Genomic DNA, 19229 nt, shown 5'->3' with positions numbered 1-19229 from the left:
CCGGCCGGCCCGCCGCTCCCTCCTGACAAGTCCCCGGCCGGCAGAGGAAAGCCGTGAAGACCGCATCGCATCGCACACACACCGATCGCACCAGCATGGGGTGCCTGCCCGACCTGCTGGAGCAGCAGGTCGCGGCACGGCCCGATGCCGTCGCGGTGGTCTGCGGCGACCGGTGTCTGATGTACCGCGAGCTTGCGGAGTGGGCTCGCGGGCTGGCCGGGTGCCTCGGCCAACTCGGTGTGGATCATGAGCAATGCGTCGGGGTGTTCGTCGAGCCGTCCCTGACACTGATGATCGGGGTGTGGGGCACCCTGTTCGCCGGGGGTGCCTATCTGCCGCTGTCGCCGGAGTACCCGGAGGACCGGCTCCGCTACATGATCGACGACAGCCGGACGCGGGTCATCGTCACCCAGGACCACCTGGCGGCCCGGCTGGCCGAGCTGGCCCCGACGGGCACCCGGATCGTCACCCCGGCCGATGTGCGCAGCGGCACCACGCGCGCCCCGGCGGCCACGGTACGGCCGGACTCGCTGGCGTACGTCATCTACACCTCCGGCAGCACCGGCAGACCGAAGGGCGTGATGATCGAGCACCGCAGCATCGCCTCCCAGATGCGGTGGATGCACGCCTACGGGCATCTGGGCCAGGACACCACCGTGCTGCAGAAGACGCCGATGAGTTTCGACGCGGCCCAGTGGGAGATCCTCGCCCCGGCCGTCGGCGGGCGGGTGGCCATGGGCACCCGCGGCATCTACCGGGACCCGCGGGGCCTGGTAGCCGCGATCGGCAAGCACGAGGTGACCACACTGCAGTGCGTGCCCACGCTGCTGCAGGCCCTGCTGGACACCGGGGAGCTCGGCCGGTGCACGTCACTGCGGCGGGTGTTCTCCGGCGGCGAGGTGCTGTCCTGGCGGCTCGCGCGCGCTCTCGCCGACGAGCTGCCGTGGGCCTCGCTGGTCAACCTGTACGGGCCGACGGAGTCCACCATCAACGCCACCGCCTGTCTGGTGGACCCGGACGCGGCCGGTGACGGCGCGGGCAGCGTGTCGATCGGGGTGCCGGTCAGCGACACCCAGTGCTTCATCCTGGACGCCGATCTGGCGCCGGTGGACATCGGGGAGACAGGTGAGCTGTACATCGGCGGCATCCAGCTGGCCCGCGGTTACCTGAACCGGCCCGACCAGACGCGAGAACGCTTCATCGCCTCGCCGTTCACTTCCGTCGAACGTCTGTACCGTACCGGCGACCTGGCGTACTGGAACCCCGACGGCACCATCCAGTTCGCCGGCCGGGCCGACAACCAGGTCAAGCTGCGCGGCCATCGCATCGAGCTCGACGAGATCGCGCTGGCCCTGGAGGAGCACATCTGGGTCCGGCGCGCGGCGGCGGTCGTCAGCGACAACCCGCGCACCGGCTCGGCGAGCCTCGTCGCCTGCGTCGAGCTGAACCCCAAGGAAGCGGCGCTGATGGACCAGGGCAAGCACGGCGCCCACCACCAGTCCAAGGCCAGCAGGCTCCAGGTCAGGGCACAGCTGTCCAACCCCGGTCTGCGCCGCCGCGAGCAGCTCGCCGGCCGGCCCGTGGTGGAACTCCCCGGCAGCCAGGAGACGTCCCGGCAGCGCCGAGAGGTCTTCGCCCGCAAGACCTACCGCTTCTACGACGGCGCCCCGGTCACCCGGGCCGCCCTGCTGGCCCTGCTCGCCGAGCGGTCGGCCGGCGGTCCGTCCCGCGGCCTCGACGAGCTGACGTTCGCGGAACTGGGTGAGTTGCTGCGCTGGTTCGGCGCGTACCGCAGCGACCAGAGGCTGCTGCCGAAGTACGCCTACGCCTCCCCGGGAGCGCTGTACGCCACCCAGCTGTACCTGGAAACCGGCAGCGGCATCGCGGGACTTGAGGCGGGCGTGTACTACTACCACCCCGTCGACCACACCCTCGTACGGACCGGACCGCCCGCCTCCCCTCGACCGGACGGTGGCCTGCAGGTCCACTTCCTCGGCCGCAAGCGGGCCATCGAGCCGGTGTACAAGAACAACCTCCAGGAGGTGCTGGAGATCGAAGCCGGGCACATGGTCGGTCTCTTCGAGGACGTACTGCCGGAGTACGGGCTGACCATCCGGCCGCTGGCCCACGACCGGTCCGTCAAGGACCTCCTGGACGTCTCCGACGAGGACTACTACCTGGGTACGTTCGCCATCCGGCCCGCCGGCGAGGAACCCTGGCGGGACCCCGTCGAGATCTACGTACAGTCCCACCCGGGCCGCGTACCGGATCTGCCCACCGGCCAGTACCACTACACAGACGGTGAGTTGGAGCGCGTCTCGGACGATCTCGTACTGCCCAAGCATGTCATCGCCATCAACCAGCAGGTCTACCAGCGCGCGAGCTTCGGCATCACCGCCGTCAGCCGCGCCGACCAGCCGTGGCTGGAGTACATCGCCCTGGGCAGAAAGCTCCACCACCTGCAACGCAACAGCCTGAACCTCGGCTTCATGTCCTCGGGATACAGCTCGAAGACCGGCCATCCGCTGCCCGCCGCCCAACGCATCGACGACCTGCTCGCCGCCCACGGCATCCCCACCGGCCCCTCGTACTTTTTTCTCGGCGGCAGGATCAGCGACGAGCAGATCCGGAGCGAGGGCATGCGCGAGGACACCGTCCACATGAAGGGACCGGCCGAGATCGTCAAGGACGAGCTGGCCCATATCCTGCCCGGCTACATGGTCCCGGACCGGGTCCTGGTGCTCGACCGGCTGCCGCTGACGGCGAACGGCAAGGTCGATGTCCGGGCCCTCACCGCCTGCGACCAGGTACGGTCCGCGGACCGCACCACCCCGTACGTCGCCCCCGCCACACCGGAGGAGAAGTGGCTCGCCGAGGCGTGGGGCAAGGCCCTCAAGTACGACAACGTCTCGACCGAGGACAACTTCTTCGCCTGCGGCGGTGACTCACTCACCGCCGTCGAGCTCGTCATGACGATCAACCACGAGTTCGGCACCCAGCTACCGCTGCAGGTTGTCTTCGCGCACCCGAAGCTCTCCGACCTCGCCGCCCGTATCGCCGATCGCACCGCCCGGCCGTCCTCCCGGCTGATACCACTGCACGACGCAGGCGCCGGCCGGCCCGTCTTCTGCTGGCCCGGCCTGGGCGGCTACCCCATGAACCTGCGCCTGCTGGCACGTCAGGCGGGCATGGGCCGGCCCTTCCACGGGATCCAGGCATACGGCATCAACCCCGGGGAAGAGCCCTACCCGACCGTCCGGGAGATGGCCGCCGCCGACCTCGCCGAGATCCGGCGTGTGCAGACCGAAGGGCCCTACACCCTGTGGGGCTACTCCTTCGGTGCCCGGGTCGCCTTCGAGGCCGCCTGGCAACTCGAACAGTCCGGCCGGCAGGTCGACAACCTGCTGCTGCTCTGCCCCGGCAATCCGAAGATCCACCATGCCAACGCCGACCGCTATGGGCGCCGGGTATCCTACGCCAACCCGACATACCTGGCGATCCTGTGCTCCGTCTTCACCGGAACCACCAGCGGACTCGACTTCGACCAGTGCCTGGCGACGGCCCGCGACGAAGACACCTTCGTCACCTTCATCCGCCGGCTGCGCCCCACCCTGGACGAGCAGCTGATCCGCCGGATCACCCGGATCGTCGCCCAGACATACGAGTTCCAGTACAACGTCCGCGAACTGGCCGAACGGCGGCTCCGCACACCGGTCACCCTCTTCAAGGCCACCGGCGACGACTACTCGTTCCTCGAAACATGGTCCGGCTCCGCCGCCGCCACACCCCCCACCGTGATCAATCTCCACGCCGATCACTACAGCGCACTGAAAGCCACCGGCATCATCGAACTCGCCTCGGCCATTCAGGCCCGTATGAAGGCTTGAACCCCTGCGGTGAACCCGGTCTTACGGCGCCAGGCGGCGATGCTCGGTACCGGCTCTGCCGTTACGCCCTCACGAGCTCGAAGAGCCGGTGTTCGACATGGGCGTCGGGCTCGCCCCGGGAGGCGGCGACCAGCTGCACCTGCCAGCCGTGTTCCGCGGCGGCTCCCTCCATGGCATCGCGGTCCCCGATGTCGCCGAGGCCGAGGAAGAGTCGCCCGCCGGGGGCCAGTACCCGCGCGGCTCCGGCCACGTAGGCGCGACAGCCGGCCATTCCGGCGTCGAACACGGCCCGGGTGAGCCCGTCCGGGTAGCGGTAGTCAGTCGAGATCGCCACGTACGGAAGGTTCCAGAAGACGCAGTCGAACTGGTCATGGTCGTCGAGCCCGGTGAAGACGTCACTGACCACGGTGGTCACGCCGGACGCGTCATGCCGCCGGGCGTTGCGCGCGGTGTTGTCCACGGCCTGCGAGGTGACATCGGTCGCCGTCACCGTCGCGCACCCGGACAGGGCCGCATGAACGGCCGTCACGCCGGCACCACACCCGACCTCAAGGAACGAGCCGTCCTGTGGGTACGGCAGATGCGTCGTGTAGAACTCGGTGGAATAGGAGAGGGTCGGCAACCACACCTCCGGCAGCAATTCCCAGGTACGCCCGAGGAGTTGGAACTCGCCGGCGCCGTGCCGACGGGTCCGTTCCACCAATGCCATGCTTTCGTCGTATCCGTCAACGGGCAACGGTTCCTCCTTGCTCCGAATTACTGGCTCCGCATTACTGGTACCGAAACGGAAGTGGTGTTGCGCAGACCCTTTTCTGCCGCGGGCGCAGGCTGTGACCACGTAAATGCGTGCAGTAAGCGAATCATAGGATCACCGTCCGATGAACGGTGTTCAAGTTTCGCGACTCGGCGCGCCACGGCAGAGGGCATTTGATGTGGAGAGATTGCTCCGTATGCCGTAGTAGGTGCCTCGCCAGGTGGGTGTGGTGCGAGCCAGGACCCGAGGCGAGCGGTGCGGGGCAAAAAGCCCGGGGAGTACGTCGTCGACGTACTCGGCTCCGACGTCGGGACGGATCAGCTCCAGGGCGACGGCCTCAGGCTGGCCGGGCCTGATGAGAGCGGCGTCGACGCGGGCCACTCCGTACTCGATGTGTTCAAGGACGGCACCGCCCTGCCGGTGCGCGTTCCGGAGTTCGCGGATCCCGCCGCCGCAAGGGATGGTGGCCGGCCGGTGCCCTGCTCGCCCGGGCGCTGATCGACCTGCACCGCGAGGACGGCGAGGAAGCCGGCGTCGTCGCGCCGTACCCGGCACAGGCGGAAGCCACCCTGGAGGTCCGAAGCGACGGCCTGGGCCCGCAACGGCGTACGGCTCTTCAACGTCGCCGTCACCCGCGTACAGACCAGGCTGTACGCCGTCGGAAGCCGCAGCCGCATCCTCGCCGCGGGTGAACAGACGGCCATGGGAAAGCTCGCCGCACTCATCCGCGACCGGCGCGCCCGCTCGGTCCCCGCCACCGAGCTCATCGCGCCCGGCGGACGGCCCGACGCCCCTCTCGGGCCGTTCGGCACCCGTCTCGCCGACGTTCTCCCGCGCCACGTCGAGGTCTCCGACATCGACGACGGGATCTCGTTCTACGAGACCTTCGCCGACCGCCTGGCCGAAGCCCGCACCTCGGTCTTCGTGCAGGTTGGCGTCGGTCAGCCGATAGTGATCCTTTCTGCTCGTGCAGTATCGGCGGTCAGTGTCCCGGCCGTCGGGTCGAAGATCAGCGTGATGGCCTTGGCCCGCAGGTGCTCGACAGCATCGGCCTCAGCAGGTGGCTCACCGCGGACGGGGTCTGGGAGCTCGCCGGTCTGTTCCGTGGTGCTGCGAAAGTGCTCCGAACTTTTCTGTCACAGTCGCATACGCCCCTGTCTCTCATCTCTGTGAGGCGGCCGACCGGGCCACCCGGGTCGGAACGATCCGTGATCGAACGAGACGGAACGGTGCAAATCAAGATGGATGAGCAGGCAAACAAGGTACTGGAGCTGGTGGTCTTCAAACTGAAGGCCGGTGTCACCCCTGAGCAGCTGCTCGGCGCCGTCGACGCCGTGTCGGAGTGGGCCGGTAGGCAGCCCGGTTTCGTGTCGCGGGACTTGTCATACTCGCCGCAGGACGACAAGTGGATCGACGTTGTCTGGTGGCGCAGCCTCAAGGACGCCCAGTCGGCCGCACACGCTGCGGAGACCTCCACGGAGTGTGCGCCGATGTTCGGGCTCATCGACCACGAGTCCGTGCTGATGCTGCACGGGGAGCCGGCCACCGCGTCGGCTTCCCACTGACCCACGACTGGTGCGGGGGCCTGGACGCGAGTCGCGTCCAGGCCCCCGCGGGACGAAGGAGAGATCAGGGTGGGTAACCGGCAGGGGCCCGAAGAGCACTCGGCGGAGAGAGCGGGGAGAGCAGGGAGAGCGGAGAGAAACGAGCCCCGTTCCCCGGGCCTGGGCCCGGACGTGGACATGGGTGAGCTCACCGGGGTGGCGCTGGCCGCCCGGGACGGTGACCCGGCCGCGCTGGAGACGCTGTGCAAGGCGATGCAGCAGCCGATGTACCGGCTGGCGCTGCGGTTCTCCGGAACCCCGGCCGACGCCGAGGACGCCGCCCAGGAGGTGATGATCCGCCTGGTGACGCATCTGGGCTCGTTCGAGGGCCGGTCCCGGTTCACCACCTGGGCGTACACCGTCGCGGTACGCCAGCTGATGCGCACGGCGCGGCGCGGGGCCGAGGCGTCGGTCGCGAGCCCGGAGGCCTTCGCCGCGTTCCTCGACCGGCACGCCACCGACCCGGCGTTCGAGCCCGCCCGTCATGCCGAGTACCAGGAGCTGTGCGCGGACGTCCGGCTGTCGTGCACGTACGGCATGCTGCTGTGCCTGTCCCGGGAGCAGCGGGTCGCGTACCTGCTCGGTGACCTGCTGCGGTTCACCGACGCCGAGGGCGCCGAGATCTGCGGGATCAGCCGTGCCGCGTTCCGGCAGCGGCTCTCCCGGGCGCGCTCGGTGATGCGCCAACTGATGCGCGAACGCTGTGGCCTGGTCCGGGCCGCCAACCCGTGCCGCTGTGACCGTCTCGTCCGGGCGAGCGTCGACCTCGGCCTGACCGATCCGGTGAATCCCCGCTGGGCCCGCCATGCCGGGGTCACCCTGCCCATCGAGACGACCACCGTCGAGACCGCCGCCAGGGAGCTGGACCTTGCGGTCGCGGTGGCCGAGGTCTACCGGTCCGACCCGGCCTTCGACGCACCCCCGCTGCTGTGGACCCGTCTGTCGAAGTCCCTCCCCACCCTGGTCGGGCCCGCATGAGCACCACGGACGAGACCGGGGCCACCGAGGTCACCGCCCTGCTGGACGCGCTGCTGACCGCCGCGGCCGACAAGAGCACCCGGGACCACTGGGAGCGGTATCTGAAAGGCACCGCTCAGTTCCGTGGCGTGCCGATGGCGGGGGTCCGCGCCTCGGTCCGCTCCCTCTGGCGGACGCGGCACCTCACCACCTGGTCCGACGCGGACCTGCTCGGTCTGGCCCACCGGTGGTTCGCCCAGCCGATGAGCGAGGACAAGATCGCCGCGATCCTGCTCATCACCGAACACCTCGGCGACCGGCTGCGCAACGACCATATCGATGCACTCGCCCGCCCTCTCGCCGAGGGCTGGATCGCGGACTGGAACGTCTGCGACTGGTACGCCACCAAGGCGGTGCACACCTTCCTCACCGCCGACGAGGCGCAACTGAGGCCCCGTGCCGAAGCGGTCGCCGCCTGGTCCCGAGCGCCCGGCCTGTGGCAGCGCCGCGCCTCCGTGGTCGCCTTCGTCAAACTGGCCGGGCGTAGCCCGCACCCCTTCCCGGGCTTCGCCGACCTGCTGCTGGACGCGGCCGCCGCGAACCTGGTCAGCGGTGACCGCTTCGCCCACACCGGCCCCGGCTGGCTGCTGCGCGAACTGTCCCGCACCGCGCCCGACCGCGTCACCGAATTCATCGAAGCCCACTCCGAACTGTCACCGGAAGCCGTCCGGATGGCCGGCGCCCGACTCCGCCCGGGCCCCTACCGCCGCCGCTGACGAGACGAGACGCCCGCCCCGGGTTGCCAGGAACTCCCATGTCCGGCAACCCCGGGAGGGCAGGGCAGGGCACGGGTCAGCCGATCCGCCCGTCGAGAGCATCAAGCCAGCGGGACAGTGCGGCACCGATCTCGTCCGGTGCGTCTTCCTGGACGGAGTGCAGGCCGGACACGGTGATCTCGGTCTGGTTCTTGAACGTGCGCGCGAACTCCCGTTCGTCGCCGGTGAGCGCCATGCCGGGTTCGGCGTTGACGAAGAGCTTCGGAATGTCCGTACCGGGCAGGAACGCGCTGTACTCCTCGACGACGGCGTGCACATCGGCGGGTTCTCCGTCGATCGGCACCTCGCGCGGCCAGGTAAGCGTGGGGCGGCGGTCCTCGCCCGGAGTGCGGAAGGGCCGCTGGTACTCGGCGAGTTCGGCATCGGACAGGGCGCGCAGAACGCCGGCGGGCAGGAAGCCCTCGACGAAGGCGTTCTGCTCGAGAACGAGTTCCTCCCCGGCGGCCGAGCGCCAGGCGCGGAAGTACTCGCCGCTCTCACCGAAGCCGGCCCAGGTGTACGGCCGGACGATGGCTTCCATGTACGCGATGCCGGCGACCGCGTCAGGGTGCCGGCGGGCCCAGTCGAAGCCCAGCGCGGACCCCCAGTCATGCACCACGAGGACGACGTTGCCGGCCACGCCGAGCTGGTCGAGCAGAGCGTCGAGGTGACGGCGGTGCTCGACGAAGCGGTACCGGGCATCGCCGGTGCCCGGCAGTTTGGCCGAGTCGCCCATGCCGATGAGGTCCGGAGCAATGGCCCGCCGCCGGCCGGCCACGTGCGGGATGATGTTGCGCCACACATAGGACGAGGTCGGGTTGCCGTGCAGGAACACGATCGGGTCGCCTTCGCCGACGTCCAGGTAGGCCATGGTGGTTCCCAGTACCGTCGCGGTCTTCTTCTCGTACATTCTGGTCCTTTTCGGGTGGTGGGCAGGCGTGTGGGCGCCATGGGGACACGCGGGAGCGCGCCGTCCGGCAGGGGGATCGAGAACGTGCCGGACGAACCGGCGTGGGTGTGTCAGACACCCCATGTCGTTGAAGGTCAAGCGGCATGGGGTTGGGCGTGGTGCGACCATGCGGTCGCTTCGTCGTAGCGGGTTCGTGTTTTGAGGCAGCCGTGGAGGATGCCGACGAGGCGGTTGCCGACCTGTCGCAGGGCCGGGTTGTAGTCGATGTCACGGGCGCGTTGTTTGTCGTAGTAGCGGCGGGCGCCGGGGGACGCCCGCAGGGCGCAGAACGCCTGGCGCTGGAGGGCATCGGCGAGACGGTTGTTGCGGACGTATCGGGCCTGGACGGTGCGGCTCTTGCCAGAGGCCCGGGTGACGGGGCTGGTCCCGGCATAGTTCTTGCGTGCCTTCGCGGAGGCGTAACGGGTGGGATCATCTCCGAACTCGGCGAGCACCCGGGCCCCGGTGATCTCCCCGATGCCGGGCATCGAGAGGTAGATCTCAGCGTCCGGGTGCGCGAGAAAATGCGCCTTCACCTGCTCTTCCATCCCGGTGATCTGCTCGTTCAGCGCGATGATCAGCCGCGCGTGAGCGGTCACGGCTGCCGCGTAGGCTGCGGTGACCTGCCCGGGCAGGGCGAGCTGTCGCTCGCGGAGCGCGGCCTGGATGGTGGCCGCCTTCGCGTCGCGGTTGCGTCGGCGATGCCGGGCCAGGACGGCCGTGACCTGAGTGCGGGTCAGCTTCGCCGCCGTGGCCGACGTGGGCGCCTTGATCAGCAGTTCCATGGCGTCGGAGCTGGTCAGAGTCAGGTCGGCGTAGGCGGTCAGGGCGGCGGGAAAGTACTCGCGCAGCGTGCTGCGTAGCCGCTGGAAGGTGCGGGTTCGTTCCCAGATCAGGGTCTGGTGGGCGCGGGCGACGACCTTGACGGCCTGGGCCTGGCCGCTGTCTCCGGCCACCGGCCGCAGCTGGTCGCGGTCGATGCGGACCATGTCGGCGAGCGCGTGCGCGTCACCCTTGTCGCTCTTGGCCCCCGAGGAGGCGTACCGCTCCTTGAACCGGGCCACCTGCCGGGGATTGATCGCGTAGACCTGGTAGCCGGAGGCAACCAGGGCCTGGACCCACGAGCCCCGGTCGGTCTCGATCCCGACGACCACCTCCCCAGGATCCAGCTCACCGCCGTGACGGGCGATGAGTTCGTGGAGCCTGGCGATGCCGGCGACTCCTTCGGGCAGGTTCGCGGTGGCCAGCTTGCGGCCGGCCTCGTCCTGGAGCTCGACGTCGTGGTGGTCTTCGGCCCAGTCGTCACCGATCAGCAGCAACAAACCCTCCCCAAGTGTGTTCTCGTTGCGCGTCGTAGCCTGCGGAAGGCACGGCGCGCGGCCTAATGGATCCAGTGCTCACGCCCCGCGGGGCGGGCACGCCACCCCATCAGCGGTCTGGCCTCCCGGCCACCAGCAGGGGCACGGTCTGACACCAGAACTCGACTGCTTCCGGCGGCGATAGTGCTCACCTGCTGGCGGCTACGGAACCGAGCATTCCCCGGCCCCGTAGCTCCCATTAGGCGGCGTTCGCCCGGTGACGCTCTCGCGTGGCCGGGGCCGGGTCGGGGCGTGGTCGGGCACTCCGGGGTGACGTAACGCCGGCGGTGAGTCGGGCGGTGCATTGGACGGCGCGTTGGATCTCGTCGCGGTTCAGCCAGGAGGGTGGGCCGGCGTGCAATGGTCGGGGCCGCCTGGAGCGGCCAGGAGGCGGCCGCCGGTGACCGCCTCGCTCACTCGCCGAGCGAGACGAGCTCGCCGAGGGTGTTGCAGACGGCCGCGAGAGAGCTCCGGCAGGTGGGCGGGGCGCGTGCGAGGACCTCCGTCCGCGGTGAGGTGGACGTGGTCGTCGAGCACCCAGGCGACCAACCGGCGCCGGACGGGCATGCGCCGGCCTCGGCCGCGGAGCCGTTCCCGCAGGTAACTCGAACCCACCAGCCCGACTGTGCATCGTCTGATGATTGAGCCCGTACGGGTCTGGCTGTTGTCTTGACTTGGACTTGGTCGATCGTAGGATCGGGTGCGGCGACAGCCAAGGGACAGGACAACAGCAGGGAAGAGCATGTGACGGTTCAGTCGACAGGTCCGCTCACCACTGCATCCGGCGCCCCGGCCCCGGACAACAAGACCAACGAGTCCAACGAGAACGATGGGCAGACGGGTCACGGCGGCCCGGTGCCTGCCGGGCACGCCGGCCCGTCTGCCCCGCGTGTGCAGCGTCCGCGTGTGCGGCGCCGGGGCCTGGACGGTGAGCACCTCGGCGTCGAGGCGGTCGCCTCCGCGGAGTGCGAGAGTGTAGGCCGTATCCGATGACGTCAAGCCGTGCCGGAGCCCCTCCCGGCGCTCACCGGACCGGTCGGTCCCGGCGCCGCACCGAACCGGCCCGCCGCGCACCGCATCAAACCGCCCGGTCGTGCCGCACCGAACCGGCCGACGTCCGGCCGTGTCAGGTGACCAGCCCCTCGCCCACGGGGCCGCGGTCATCTCCCGGGTCCTGTCCCCACCAGCCGCCCGCAGTTCCTGAGCACCGTGATCCGCCAGTGGAGGAAGGACTCCCATGCCCGAGAACCACGACGCACACACCACAGAGGCAACGGCACAGGGCACGGGCGGCTGCCCGGTCGCGCGCGGACGTGCTCCGCACCCCACCCAGGGCGGCGGAAACCGCCAGTGGTGGCCACAGCGGCTCAACCTCAAGATCCTCGCCAAGAATTCCGCCGCGACCAACCCCCTCGGCAGTACGTTCGATTACGCCGCGGCGTTCCAGACCCTCGACCTCCCGGCAGTCAAGCGGGACATCGCCCAGGTGCTGACGACCTCGCAGGACTGGTGGCCGGCCGACTTCGACCACTACGGCCCGCTGGTCATACGGATGGCCTGGCACAGCGCGGGCACCTACCGCATCAGCGACGGCCGCGGCGGCGCCGGCGCCGGCCAGCAGCGCTTCGCCCCCCTCAACAGCTGGCCGGACAACGCCAACCTCGACAAGGCCCGCCGCCTGCTGTGGCCGGTCAAGAAGAAGTACGGCCAGAGCCTTTCGTGGGCCGACCTGATGATCCTGGCCGGCAACGTCGCCCTGGAGACGATGGGCCTGAAGACCTTCGGCTTCGGCGGCGGCCGTGAAGACGTCTGGGAGCCCGAGGAGGACGTCTACTGGGGACCTGAGACCACCTGGCTCGGCGACGAGCGCTACACCGGTGACCGGGAGCTGGAGGACCCGCTCGGCGCGGTCCAGATGGGCCTGATCTACGTCAACCCGGAGGGCCCGAACGGCAACCCGGACCCGCTCGCCGCGGCCCGCGACATCCGCGAGACCTTCCGCCGGATGGCGATGAACGACGAAGAGACCGTCGCCCTGATCGCCGGCGGCCACACCTTCGGCAAAACCCACGGCGCGGGCCCGGCGGACCGCGTCGGCCCCGACCCCGAAGCCGCCTCCATGCAGGAGCAGGGCCTGGGCTGGAGCAGCTCCTTCGGCACCGGCAAGGGCGGGGACACGATCACCAGCGGCCTGGAGGGAATCTGGACGCAAACCCCCACGGCCTGGGACAACAGCTTCTTCGAGAACCTCTTCGGCTACGAGTGGGAACTGTTCACCAGCCCCGCCGGTGCACACCAGTGGCGGCCCAAGGACGGCGCCGGCGCGGGCACCGTCCCCGACGCCCACGACCCGTCGAAGAGCCATGCTCCGACGATGCTCACGACTGATCTGTCGCTGCGCTTCGACCCGGTCTACGAGCCGATCGCCCGCCGCTTCTACGAGAACCCCGAGGAGTTCGCGGACGCCTTCGCCCGGGCCTGGTACAAGCTGACCCACCGCGACATGGGCGCGAAGTCGCTGTACCTCGGCCCGGAGGTCCCGGCCGAGACCCTGCTGTGGCAGGACCCGCTGCCCGCAGTCACGCATGAACTCGTCGACGCCGAGGACATCGCCGCCCTCAAGGATCAGATCCTCAGCCAGGACCTGTCGGTGTCCCAGCTCGTGTCCACCGCGTGGGCGTCGGCCTCGACGTTCCGCGGCAGCGACAAACGCGGCGGCGCCAACGGCGCACGCATCCGCCTCCAGCCGCAGAACGGGTGGGAGGCCAACGACCCCGACCAGCTCGCGACGGTCCTGCGCACCCTGGAGGGCATCCGGGAATCCTTCAACGCCGCCCAGAGCGGCGGCAAGCAGATCTCGCTCGCCGACCTCATCGTCCTCGCCGGCGACGCGGCCGTCGAACAGGCCGCCAAAGACGCCGGCTACGACCTCCAGGTCCCCTTCACCCCGGGGCGCGTGGACGCCTCGCAGAAGCAGACCGACGTGGAGTCGTTCGCCGCGCTTGAGCCGACCGCCGACGGGTTCCGCAACTACCTCGGAAAAGGCAACCGGCTGCCAGCCGAGTACCTGCTGCTCGACAAGGCCAACCTGCTGACCCTCAGCGCCCCCGAACTGACCGTCCTCGTCGGCGGCCTGCGCGTCCTGGGCGCCAACCACCAGCAGACGTCACTGGGTGTCTTCACCACCACCCCCGGGATCCTGACCAACGACTTCTTCGTCAACCTCCTCGACCCGGGCACAATCTGGGAAGCGACATCGCAGGACGCGAACACGTTCGAGGGCCGTGACACCGCAACGGGCCAGATCACGTGGAGGGGCACCCGCGCCGACCTCGTCTTCGGCTCGAACTCCGAACTGCGCGCACTCGCCGAGGTCTACGCAAGCGACGACGCCAAGGAAAAATTCGTCAACGACTTCGCCGCGGCATGGAACAAAGTCATGAACCTGGACCGGTTCGACCTCCACTGACCACCACCCCCAGACCGGCCCACACCCGACTGGTACCCGGCCGGTACCAGCCGGGTACCAGCGGCGCCAACCGGTGTTGGCCTGGACCTCCCCTCGGCTTCGGAGGATCCCGACGGCGCTCACCTCCAACACGCCCACACCCTTCGACACGGCGCCTTCTTGCCACGACGGTGACCTTGCGGACTACGCGCAGGTGATGTGCACCCGCGCACCACCGCAGGCAGATGCCCGCTCCTCCTTGGCGGCCGTCGAGGACGACCGAGGACCTGTGAGAGCAAACGGAGGCCCCAGCCGTTCACGACGATGTGGTGGCCTTGGCGTGCAGAGAGACCACGGACGTGCTCTCCCGCAGCAGCGCCGGATCCAGCGCCGGTCCGTTGCAGGACGAGGGGAGTCCGGAACGACTCGTGGATCCACGCCATGGCCGCCGAAGTGTCCACGCCTGTCCGAGGCCGGTTCCGGCAGCCGTGCCATCCGAGATGCGGCTCAGAGCCGGGATGTGGGCGCAGGGTCGGCTCTGGTCATGAGCTGCCGGCACCGCAAGACGCTTCTCAATGAGTTCCCTCAGTCTGTACCGAGGATGTCAATCCGCGTCCCGTGACATGTGCCACCCCTGCCGTCGCGAGTAACAGACCATGCTCGCCCGGTAATCTCCAAGCTCCGCCTTCACGATTCGGCCGCCGTGCGATCTTGGGGCCTTTCGCCACTCCCGCGGCAGTCACCCAGGCAATGCAACCGCGGGTAACGCCCTGCATTTCGGGGTCGGGTGCGATCGGTTCGTTTCCACCACCTTCGCACGCCGCACCGCGACGGGAATCGGCTCGATGTACTCACTGCTGCCGGCGTCGGGGGCTGGGCGCTGCCGCGGCTCCGGCCCCTGCACAGCTGCGCCGACGAGCTGTACGACGCCACGCACGGAACCGTGCGGCCCGTCGGAGGCATCTCCCGCACACGCACCGCCGTCCTCAACGCGGCATTGGCGATCCTGGAGAAAAAGGCGGCAGCAGCGTGCCAGGCCGGTCTCCCAAGGGCGGCTCCATCCCCTCCCCATTCCGCCCTTTCCCTCTCCCCCCACCACCGTATTTACTTTCGAACGTGACCTACGAGATCCGCACCCTCCCTCCAGAAACCCCCAGCACACGCACCCCCGACCGCACCACCACCCCCGCACCCGCCACCGGCTCGCCCCTCGGACGCGACCGCAGGCACGGGCGCGGGCGCGGGCGCGGCACGCTGGTGGCCGTCAGCGATCTGCACGTCCGGTACCCGGAAAACCGCGAGATCGTCGAGCGGCTCAGACCGGAGTCCGACGACGACTGGCTGCTGATCGCCGGGGACGTCGCCGAGTGCGTCGCCGATATCCGATGGGCCCTGGCCCTGCTCAAGAGCCGGTTCGCCACCGTCGTATGGGTTCCCGGCAATCACGAACTGTGGACCCCCGCCAACGATCCCGTCCAGCTGCGCGGCGTCGCCCGATACCAGCATCTGGTCACAATCTGCCGGGAGCTGGGCGTCCTCACCCCTGAGGACCCGTATCCGGTCTGGGAGGGCGAGGGCGGCCCGGTCGTCATCGCGCCCCTGTTCCTCCTCTACGACTACACGTTCCGGCCGCCGGGGGCGCACTCCAAGGAAACCGCGCTCGACATCGCCGAAGAGGCCGGAGTGGTGTGCAACGACGAGTTCCTGCTGCACCCGGATCCGTATCCGACGCGGGACGCATGGTGCCGGGACCGGCTGACGGCCACCGAGACCAAACTCGCCGCCGTGCCGGCGGAGCTGCCCACCATCCTCGTCAACCACTTCCCGCTGGTACGCGAACCCACCCGCCCGCTGTGGTATCCCGAGTTCGCGCTCTGGTGCGGGACGGAGGCCACCGCGGACTGGCCGCGCCGCTTCCGCGCGGCCGCCGTGGTCTACGGCCATCTCCACATACCGCGCCTGCTGATCTGCGACGGCATCCCCCACCAGGAGGTGTCGCTCGGCTACCCACGTGAATGGCGACGCCGTTCCACCCCGCCGGGCCGCCCCGTCCAGATCCTCCCCACCACCACAGGAACCACAGGAACCGCAGGAACCACCGCATGATCGACAAACTGCTGCCGCCCCCGATCGCGACCGCCGCAGCCTTCCACGACGACCACGACGACGACCCGGCGTCCACCATGTTCCCCGAGGAGCTGGAGCTGGTGGCCCGCGCGGTCCCGAAACGGCAGAAGGAGTTCCACACCGTACGCCGCTGCGCACGCCGCGCCCTGTCCGAACTCGGCATCGCCCCCGCCCCCATCCTGCCCGGCCCCGGCCGTGCACCACGCTGGCCGGACGGCATCATCGGCTCGATGACACACTGCACCGGCTTCCGCGCCGCAGCCGTCGCCCGCGCGACGGACGTGATGACCATCGGCCTGGACGCGGAACCCAACGAGCCGATCGCCGACCCCGCAGTCGTCGACGCCATATCGCTCCCCGAAGAGCGCGCCCAATTCCCCCGGCTGACAGCCCTACAGCCCGACGTGTGCTGGGACCGCCTGCTGTTCAGCGCCAAAGAGAGCGTCTACAAGGCGTGGTATCCGCTCACCGGCCGCTGGCTGGACTTCGAAGAGGCCCACCTCACCCTCGACCCGACGAACGCCACCTTCACCGCCCGTCTCCTCGTACCGGGACCCGTCGTCAACGGCACCCGGATCACAGAATTCGGCGGCCGATGGCTCATCGCGTCCGGACTGGTGGTGACAGCCATCTCGGTGATGGCGCAAGACACGACGGCACAACCGAGATGACATGACCGAGATGACATGACGGAGATGGCATGACGGAAGGCCCCCGTCGTGCGAGGGCTGACGAGGCCGCCGTTGCACAAGCCCCGCGCCACTCCCACCCGGGCGGCGCGCTGACTCGCACCCAGCTCCAGGCCGTCCTCAAGCCCGCCGGCCGCACGCGCGGCATCGAGGCGGAGGCCCACCGCATCCACGACGTCTTCCGCGCCGACCGGACCCACCAGCCGCCGCTGATGGAGGACGCCTTGGGCAAGCAGATGCTCGCCCTCCTCATCCAGCTGGAAGCCGCCCGCACCGCTGCCGACGACATCGCGAAGGCGGTGGAAGAGGCGTTCCCTCAGCACCCGGACGCCGAGATCCTGCTGAGCTTCCCCGGGCCGGGCCGCGGCGTGGGGGCCGACTTGCCTGGAGACCGGTACCGCCCCGGCGGGGCACCGACGAAAGTCGCTGGTCGGGCGCGAACTCGGGGAGATCGTTTCCTGCGCCAACGTAGATCATTTTCCACCGCCCGCGGCAAAGCCTCCTGATGTCGCCGCGCTGCACGAGATTCATCGACACCGCACCCGCCCCGCCTCCGGGGTTTTATTTACCTATCCTGGGTATTCACTGACCCTGGTCTATGAGCTAAGGTAATAACCAACGATAGGTAAGCAAAGAGAGGGGCCGGAGATGCCACGGGCCAAGGAGCTCGACGCGTTGCTCGACGCCTTCATGAAGGTCGCCCGGCCGTTCGTGAGCGACACCAGCGCCCTGTTCTCGCAGGCGCGCATCCCGTACGCACAGGCGGGTCTACTGCTCCACCTCTTCGAGATCGGCGCACCACGGAGGGTGTCCGAGCTGGCCCACGGCTACGGCATCTCCTCCCGGGCGATCACACCGCTCATCGACGGGCTGGAGCAGCGCAATCTCGTCCAACGCTCCCCCGACCCCCACGACCGCCGGGCCGTGCTGGTCGGCCCGACCGATGAAGGCCGAGCCTTCCTCACCCGGGTGGAGGAGAGCGTGCACTGCCGGGGCGAGCACACCTTCGGGCAGCTCGACCGGGACGAGATCCACACACTTCTCCAGTTGATGCGCAAGGTGGCGGACCACACCGCGCAGGACTCGTACAAGAAAGAAGCCTGACGTGACATCCGAGCAGACGAAGCAGGTGGCAGCCGGCGGTGCCCACGCGAGGGACCGCAAATGGTGGGGCCTCGCGGTCGTGGCCCTGGCCCAGTTGATGGTGATGCTGGACACCACCATCATCAACATCGCCCTGCCCTCACTCCAGAGCGACCTGGGCATCTCCGACACCAACAGGCACTGGGTCCTCACCGGCTACACCCTCGCCTTCGGCGGCGCCCTGCTGCTCGGTGGACGCTTCGCCGACCGCCTGGGCCGCACTCGTACCTTCAAGGTCGGCCTGGTCGGCTTCGCGCTCGCCTCGCTCGCCGGGACCCTGGCGCAGAACACCACGGAGATCCTGGCGGCGCGTGTGGTGCAGGGCCTGTTCGCGGCAGTGCTGTCGCCGTCCACCCTGTCCATCCTCACCACGACGTTCACCAAGCCGGCCGACCGCGCCAAAGCTTTTGGCGTGTTCAGCGGGGTGATGGGAGCGGGAACCGGTCTCGGCATGCTGGTCGGCGGTGTGCTCACCGACGCGCTGGACTGGCGCTGGTGCCTGGCGATCAACATCCCCATGGCGGTCGTGGCCCTGGCCGGTGCCTTCGTGATGCTGCCATCGATGCCCGGCCACCGGGAGGGCGGCCTCGACCTGGCCGGCGCGCTGCTGGAGTCGGCCGGCCTCGTCGCCCTGGTCTACGGGCTGAACGAGGTGGCGGACCACGGCTGGGGATCGCAACGGGTGCTGACCTTCCTGGGCCTGGCCGCCGTCCTGCTCGCCGCCTTCGTCGTCGTCGAGTCGAAGACCCGTCACCCCCTGCTGCCGCTGCGGGTACTGGCCAACCGCAACCGGGTCGGCGCGTTCGTCGCCACCGGTATGACGCAGTTCGCACTGCTCGGCATGTCGCTCTTCATCACGTATCAGTTCCAAACAGTGATGGGCTACTCGCCCCTGAAATCGGGCATCGCGTTCCTGCCGCTGGTGGCGGCAACGCTGATCTCGGCCACCCAGATCTCCGCCCGGCTGATGATCAAGGTGCCCACCGGCCGGCTGGTGGTCGGCGGACTGGTCTCCACGTCGGCCGGCGTCCTGCTCCTCACCCAACTGCGACCCGACAGCCCGTACGCGACGAACCTGCTGCCGGCCTCCATCCTGATGGGCTTCGGCATCGGGCTGATCATGTCTCCCACGACCAACATCTCCGTGACCGGCATCGCTCCGAAGGACACGGGCATCGTCTCGGCGTTCCGCACCACGTCGCAGCAGATCGGCGGTTCACTCGGCATCGCGCTCGGCTCCAGCCTCGCGGCCAACGCGATGACCGACTACATCGCCGGCCACCGCGGCGACGTCCCGGCCGCACAGCTCGCCCGGGATGCCTATGTCGATGGCGCCAACCACGCCGCCTGGGGGCTGGGCCTCGTCCTCCTCGCCACGGCGGTCGTGGCGGGACTGCTGATCAACATACGGCCGCTGCGCTCGGGCGAGACCCCGGTCGAGCAGCGGACCACACCGGCCCCCGACCTGTGACACCGGGGGCGTCCGGCGGTTGCCGCC

Annotated in this window: 15 protein-coding genes and 1 pseudogene; 12 read left to right on the top strand and 4 right to left on the bottom strand. The window is 69.4% G+C overall.

Annotated elements, in window-relative coordinates; all coding sequences use genetic code 11:
• Positions 1–53: 53 nt before the first annotated feature.
• Entirely contained in the window at positions 54–3887 is a 3834-nt protein-coding gene (locus K9S39_RS41135; protein ID WP_406708109.1) for an amino acid adenylation domain-containing protein, read from the top strand.
• A 61-nt stretch (positions 3888–3948) separates the two neighbouring features.
• Here the strand turns inward: K9S39_RS41135 and K9S39_RS41130 are convergent, their stop codons facing one another.
• Positions 3949–4596 (bottom strand): methyltransferase, encoded by a 648-nt coding sequence (locus tag K9S39_RS41130; RefSeq protein WP_248868398.1) that lies wholly within the window; start codon positions 4594–4596, stop codon positions 3949–3951.
• 300 nt (positions 4597–4896) lie between these two features.
• Between K9S39_RS41130 and K9S39_RS41125 the strand changes: the two genes are divergently transcribed.
• The 5 genes from K9S39_RS41125 to K9S39_RS41105 all read left to right on the top strand — a co-directional run bounded on the left by K9S39_RS41125 (position 4897) and on the right by K9S39_RS41105 (position 7978).
• On the top strand, positions 4897–5139 hold the full coding sequence (locus tag K9S39_RS41125; protein WP_248868397.1) for a hypothetical protein: 243 nt from the start codon (positions 4897–4899) through the stop codon (positions 5137–5139).
• 204 nt (positions 5140–5343) lie between these two features.
• The gene (locus tag K9S39_RS41120; protein ID WP_248868395.1) at positions 5344–5814 is read left to right on the top strand and encodes a hypothetical protein; all 471 of its coding nucleotides are present in this window, start codon (positions 5344–5346) and stop codon (positions 5812–5814) included.
• Positions 5815–5882: 68 nt separating this feature from the next.
• Entirely contained in the window at positions 5883–6206 is a 324-nt protein-coding gene (locus K9S39_RS41115) for a hypothetical protein (protein ID WP_248868394.1), read from the top strand.
• A gap of 177 nt (positions 6207–6383) precedes the next feature.
• The gene (locus tag K9S39_RS41110; protein WP_248868393.1) at positions 6384–7223 is read left to right on the top strand and encodes an RNA polymerase sigma factor; all 840 of its coding nucleotides are present in this window, start codon (positions 6384–6386) and stop codon (positions 7221–7223) included.
• The gene (locus K9S39_RS41105) at positions 7220–7978 is read left to right on the top strand and encodes a DNA alkylation repair protein (RefSeq protein ID WP_248868391.1); all 759 of its coding nucleotides are present in this window, start codon (positions 7220–7222) and stop codon (positions 7976–7978) included. Before K9S39_RS41110 ends, K9S39_RS41105 begins: the two co-directional genes overlap by 4 nt.
• A 76-nt stretch (positions 7979–8054) precedes the next feature.
• Here the strand turns inward: K9S39_RS41105 and K9S39_RS41100 are convergent, their stop codons facing one another.
• From K9S39_RS41100 to K9S39_RS41090, 3 genes and pseudogenes are all read right to left on the bottom strand, one after another.
• Positions 8055–8927: a haloalkane dehalogenase gene (locus K9S39_RS41100; protein ID WP_248868389.1), complete on the bottom strand. Its 873-nt coding sequence runs from the start codon at positions 8925–8927 to the stop codon at positions 8055–8057.
• Between the two features lie 134 nt (positions 8928–9061).
• Complete coding sequence (locus K9S39_RS41095) at positions 9062–10285, bottom strand: IS110 family RNA-guided transposase (RefSeq protein ID WP_248861321.1); 1224 nt, start codon at positions 10283–10285, stop codon at positions 9062–9064.
• Positions 10286–10740: 455 nt separating this feature from the next.
• Positions 10741–10891, bottom strand: a pseudogene (locus tag K9S39_RS41090) (transcriptional repressor); the annotation flags it as partial.
• A gap of 670 nt (positions 10892–11561) precedes the next feature.
• Between K9S39_RS41090 and katG the strand changes: the two are divergent.
• From katG to K9S39_RS41060, 6 genes are all read left to right on the top strand, one after another.
• Positions 11562–13793: a catalase/peroxidase HPI gene (gene katG / locus K9S39_RS41085; protein ID WP_248868388.1), complete on the top strand. Its 2232-nt coding sequence runs from the start codon at positions 11562–11564 to the stop codon at positions 13791–13793.
• Positions 13794–14888: 1095 nt separating this feature from the next.
• Positions 14889–15878, top strand: a complete 990-nt coding sequence (locus tag K9S39_RS41080) for a metallophosphoesterase family protein (protein WP_406708108.1) — start codon at positions 14889–14891, stop codon at positions 15876–15878.
• Positions 15875–16570 carry a 4'-phosphopantetheinyl transferase family protein gene (locus K9S39_RS41075; RefSeq protein ID WP_248863378.1) on the top strand — a complete coding sequence of 232 codons (696 nt, stop codon included), beginning with the start codon at positions 15875–15877 and terminating at the stop codon, positions 16568–16570. The genes K9S39_RS41080 and K9S39_RS41075 overlap by 4 nt, the downstream gene beginning before the upstream one ends.
• A 29-nt stretch (positions 16571–16599) precedes the next feature.
• Complete coding sequence (locus K9S39_RS41070) at positions 16600–17094, top strand: hypothetical protein (protein ID WP_248868386.1); 495 nt, start codon at positions 16600–16602, stop codon at positions 17092–17094.
• Between the two features lie 142 nt (positions 17095–17236).
• Positions 17237–17692 carry a MarR family winged helix-turn-helix transcriptional regulator gene (locus K9S39_RS41065; protein ID WP_248868385.1) on the top strand — a complete coding sequence of 152 codons (456 nt, stop codon included), beginning with the start codon at positions 17237–17239 and terminating at the stop codon, positions 17690–17692.
• Position 17693: 1 nt separating this feature from the next.
• Entirely contained in the window at positions 17694–19202 is a 1509-nt protein-coding gene (locus K9S39_RS41060) for an MFS transporter (protein ID WP_248868383.1), read from the top strand.
• The last annotated feature ends 27 nt before the right edge of the window (positions 19203–19229 follow it).

This window comes from Streptomyces halobius (assembly GCF_023277745.1).
In the GTDB taxonomy this organism is placed as follows: domain Bacteria; phylum Actinomycetota; class Actinomycetes; order Streptomycetales; family Streptomycetaceae; genus Streptomyces; species Streptomyces halobius.
The sequence above is the reverse complement of the archived record's forward strand: the minus strand, read 5'-3'. Positions and strand labels throughout refer to the sequence as shown.

Excerpts from the sequence above, each read along its gene's own strand:
- K9S39_RS41130 (WP_248868398.1), bottom strand. The coding sequence starts at position 4,596 with ATGGCATTGGTGGAACGGACCCGTCGGCACGGCGCCGGCGAGTTCCAA.
- K9S39_RS41120 (WP_248868395.1), top strand. The coding sequence starts at position 5,344 with ATGGGAAAGCTCGCCGCACTCATCCGCGACCGGCGCGCCCGCTCGGTC.
- K9S39_RS41115 (WP_248868394.1), top strand. The coding sequence starts at position 5,883 with ATGGATGAGCAGGCAAACAAGGTACTGGAGCTGGTGGTCTTCAAACTG.
- K9S39_RS41110 (WP_248868393.1), top strand. The coding sequence starts at position 6,384 with ATGGGTGAGCTCACCGGGGTGGCGCTGGCCGCCCGGGACGGTGACCCG.
- K9S39_RS41105 (WP_248868391.1), top strand. The coding sequence starts at position 7,220 with ATGAGCACCACGGACGAGACCGGGGCCACCGAGGTCACCGCCCTGCTG.
- K9S39_RS41100 (WP_248868389.1), bottom strand. The coding sequence starts at position 8,927 with ATGTACGAGAAGAAGACCGCGACGGTACTGGGAACCACCATGGCCTAC.
- katG (WP_248868388.1), top strand. The coding sequence starts at position 11,562 with ATGCCCGAGAACCACGACGCACACACCACAGAGGCAACGGCACAGGGC.
- K9S39_RS41075 (WP_248863378.1), top strand. The coding sequence starts at position 15,875 with ATGATCGACAAACTGCTGCCGCCCCCGATCGCGACCGCCGCAGCCTTC.
- K9S39_RS41070 (WP_248868386.1), top strand. The coding sequence starts at position 16,600 with ATGACGGAAGGCCCCCGTCGTGCGAGGGCTGACGAGGCCGCCGTTGCA.
- K9S39_RS41065 (WP_248868385.1), top strand. The coding sequence starts at position 17,237 with ATGCCACGGGCCAAGGAGCTCGACGCGTTGCTCGACGCCTTCATGAAG.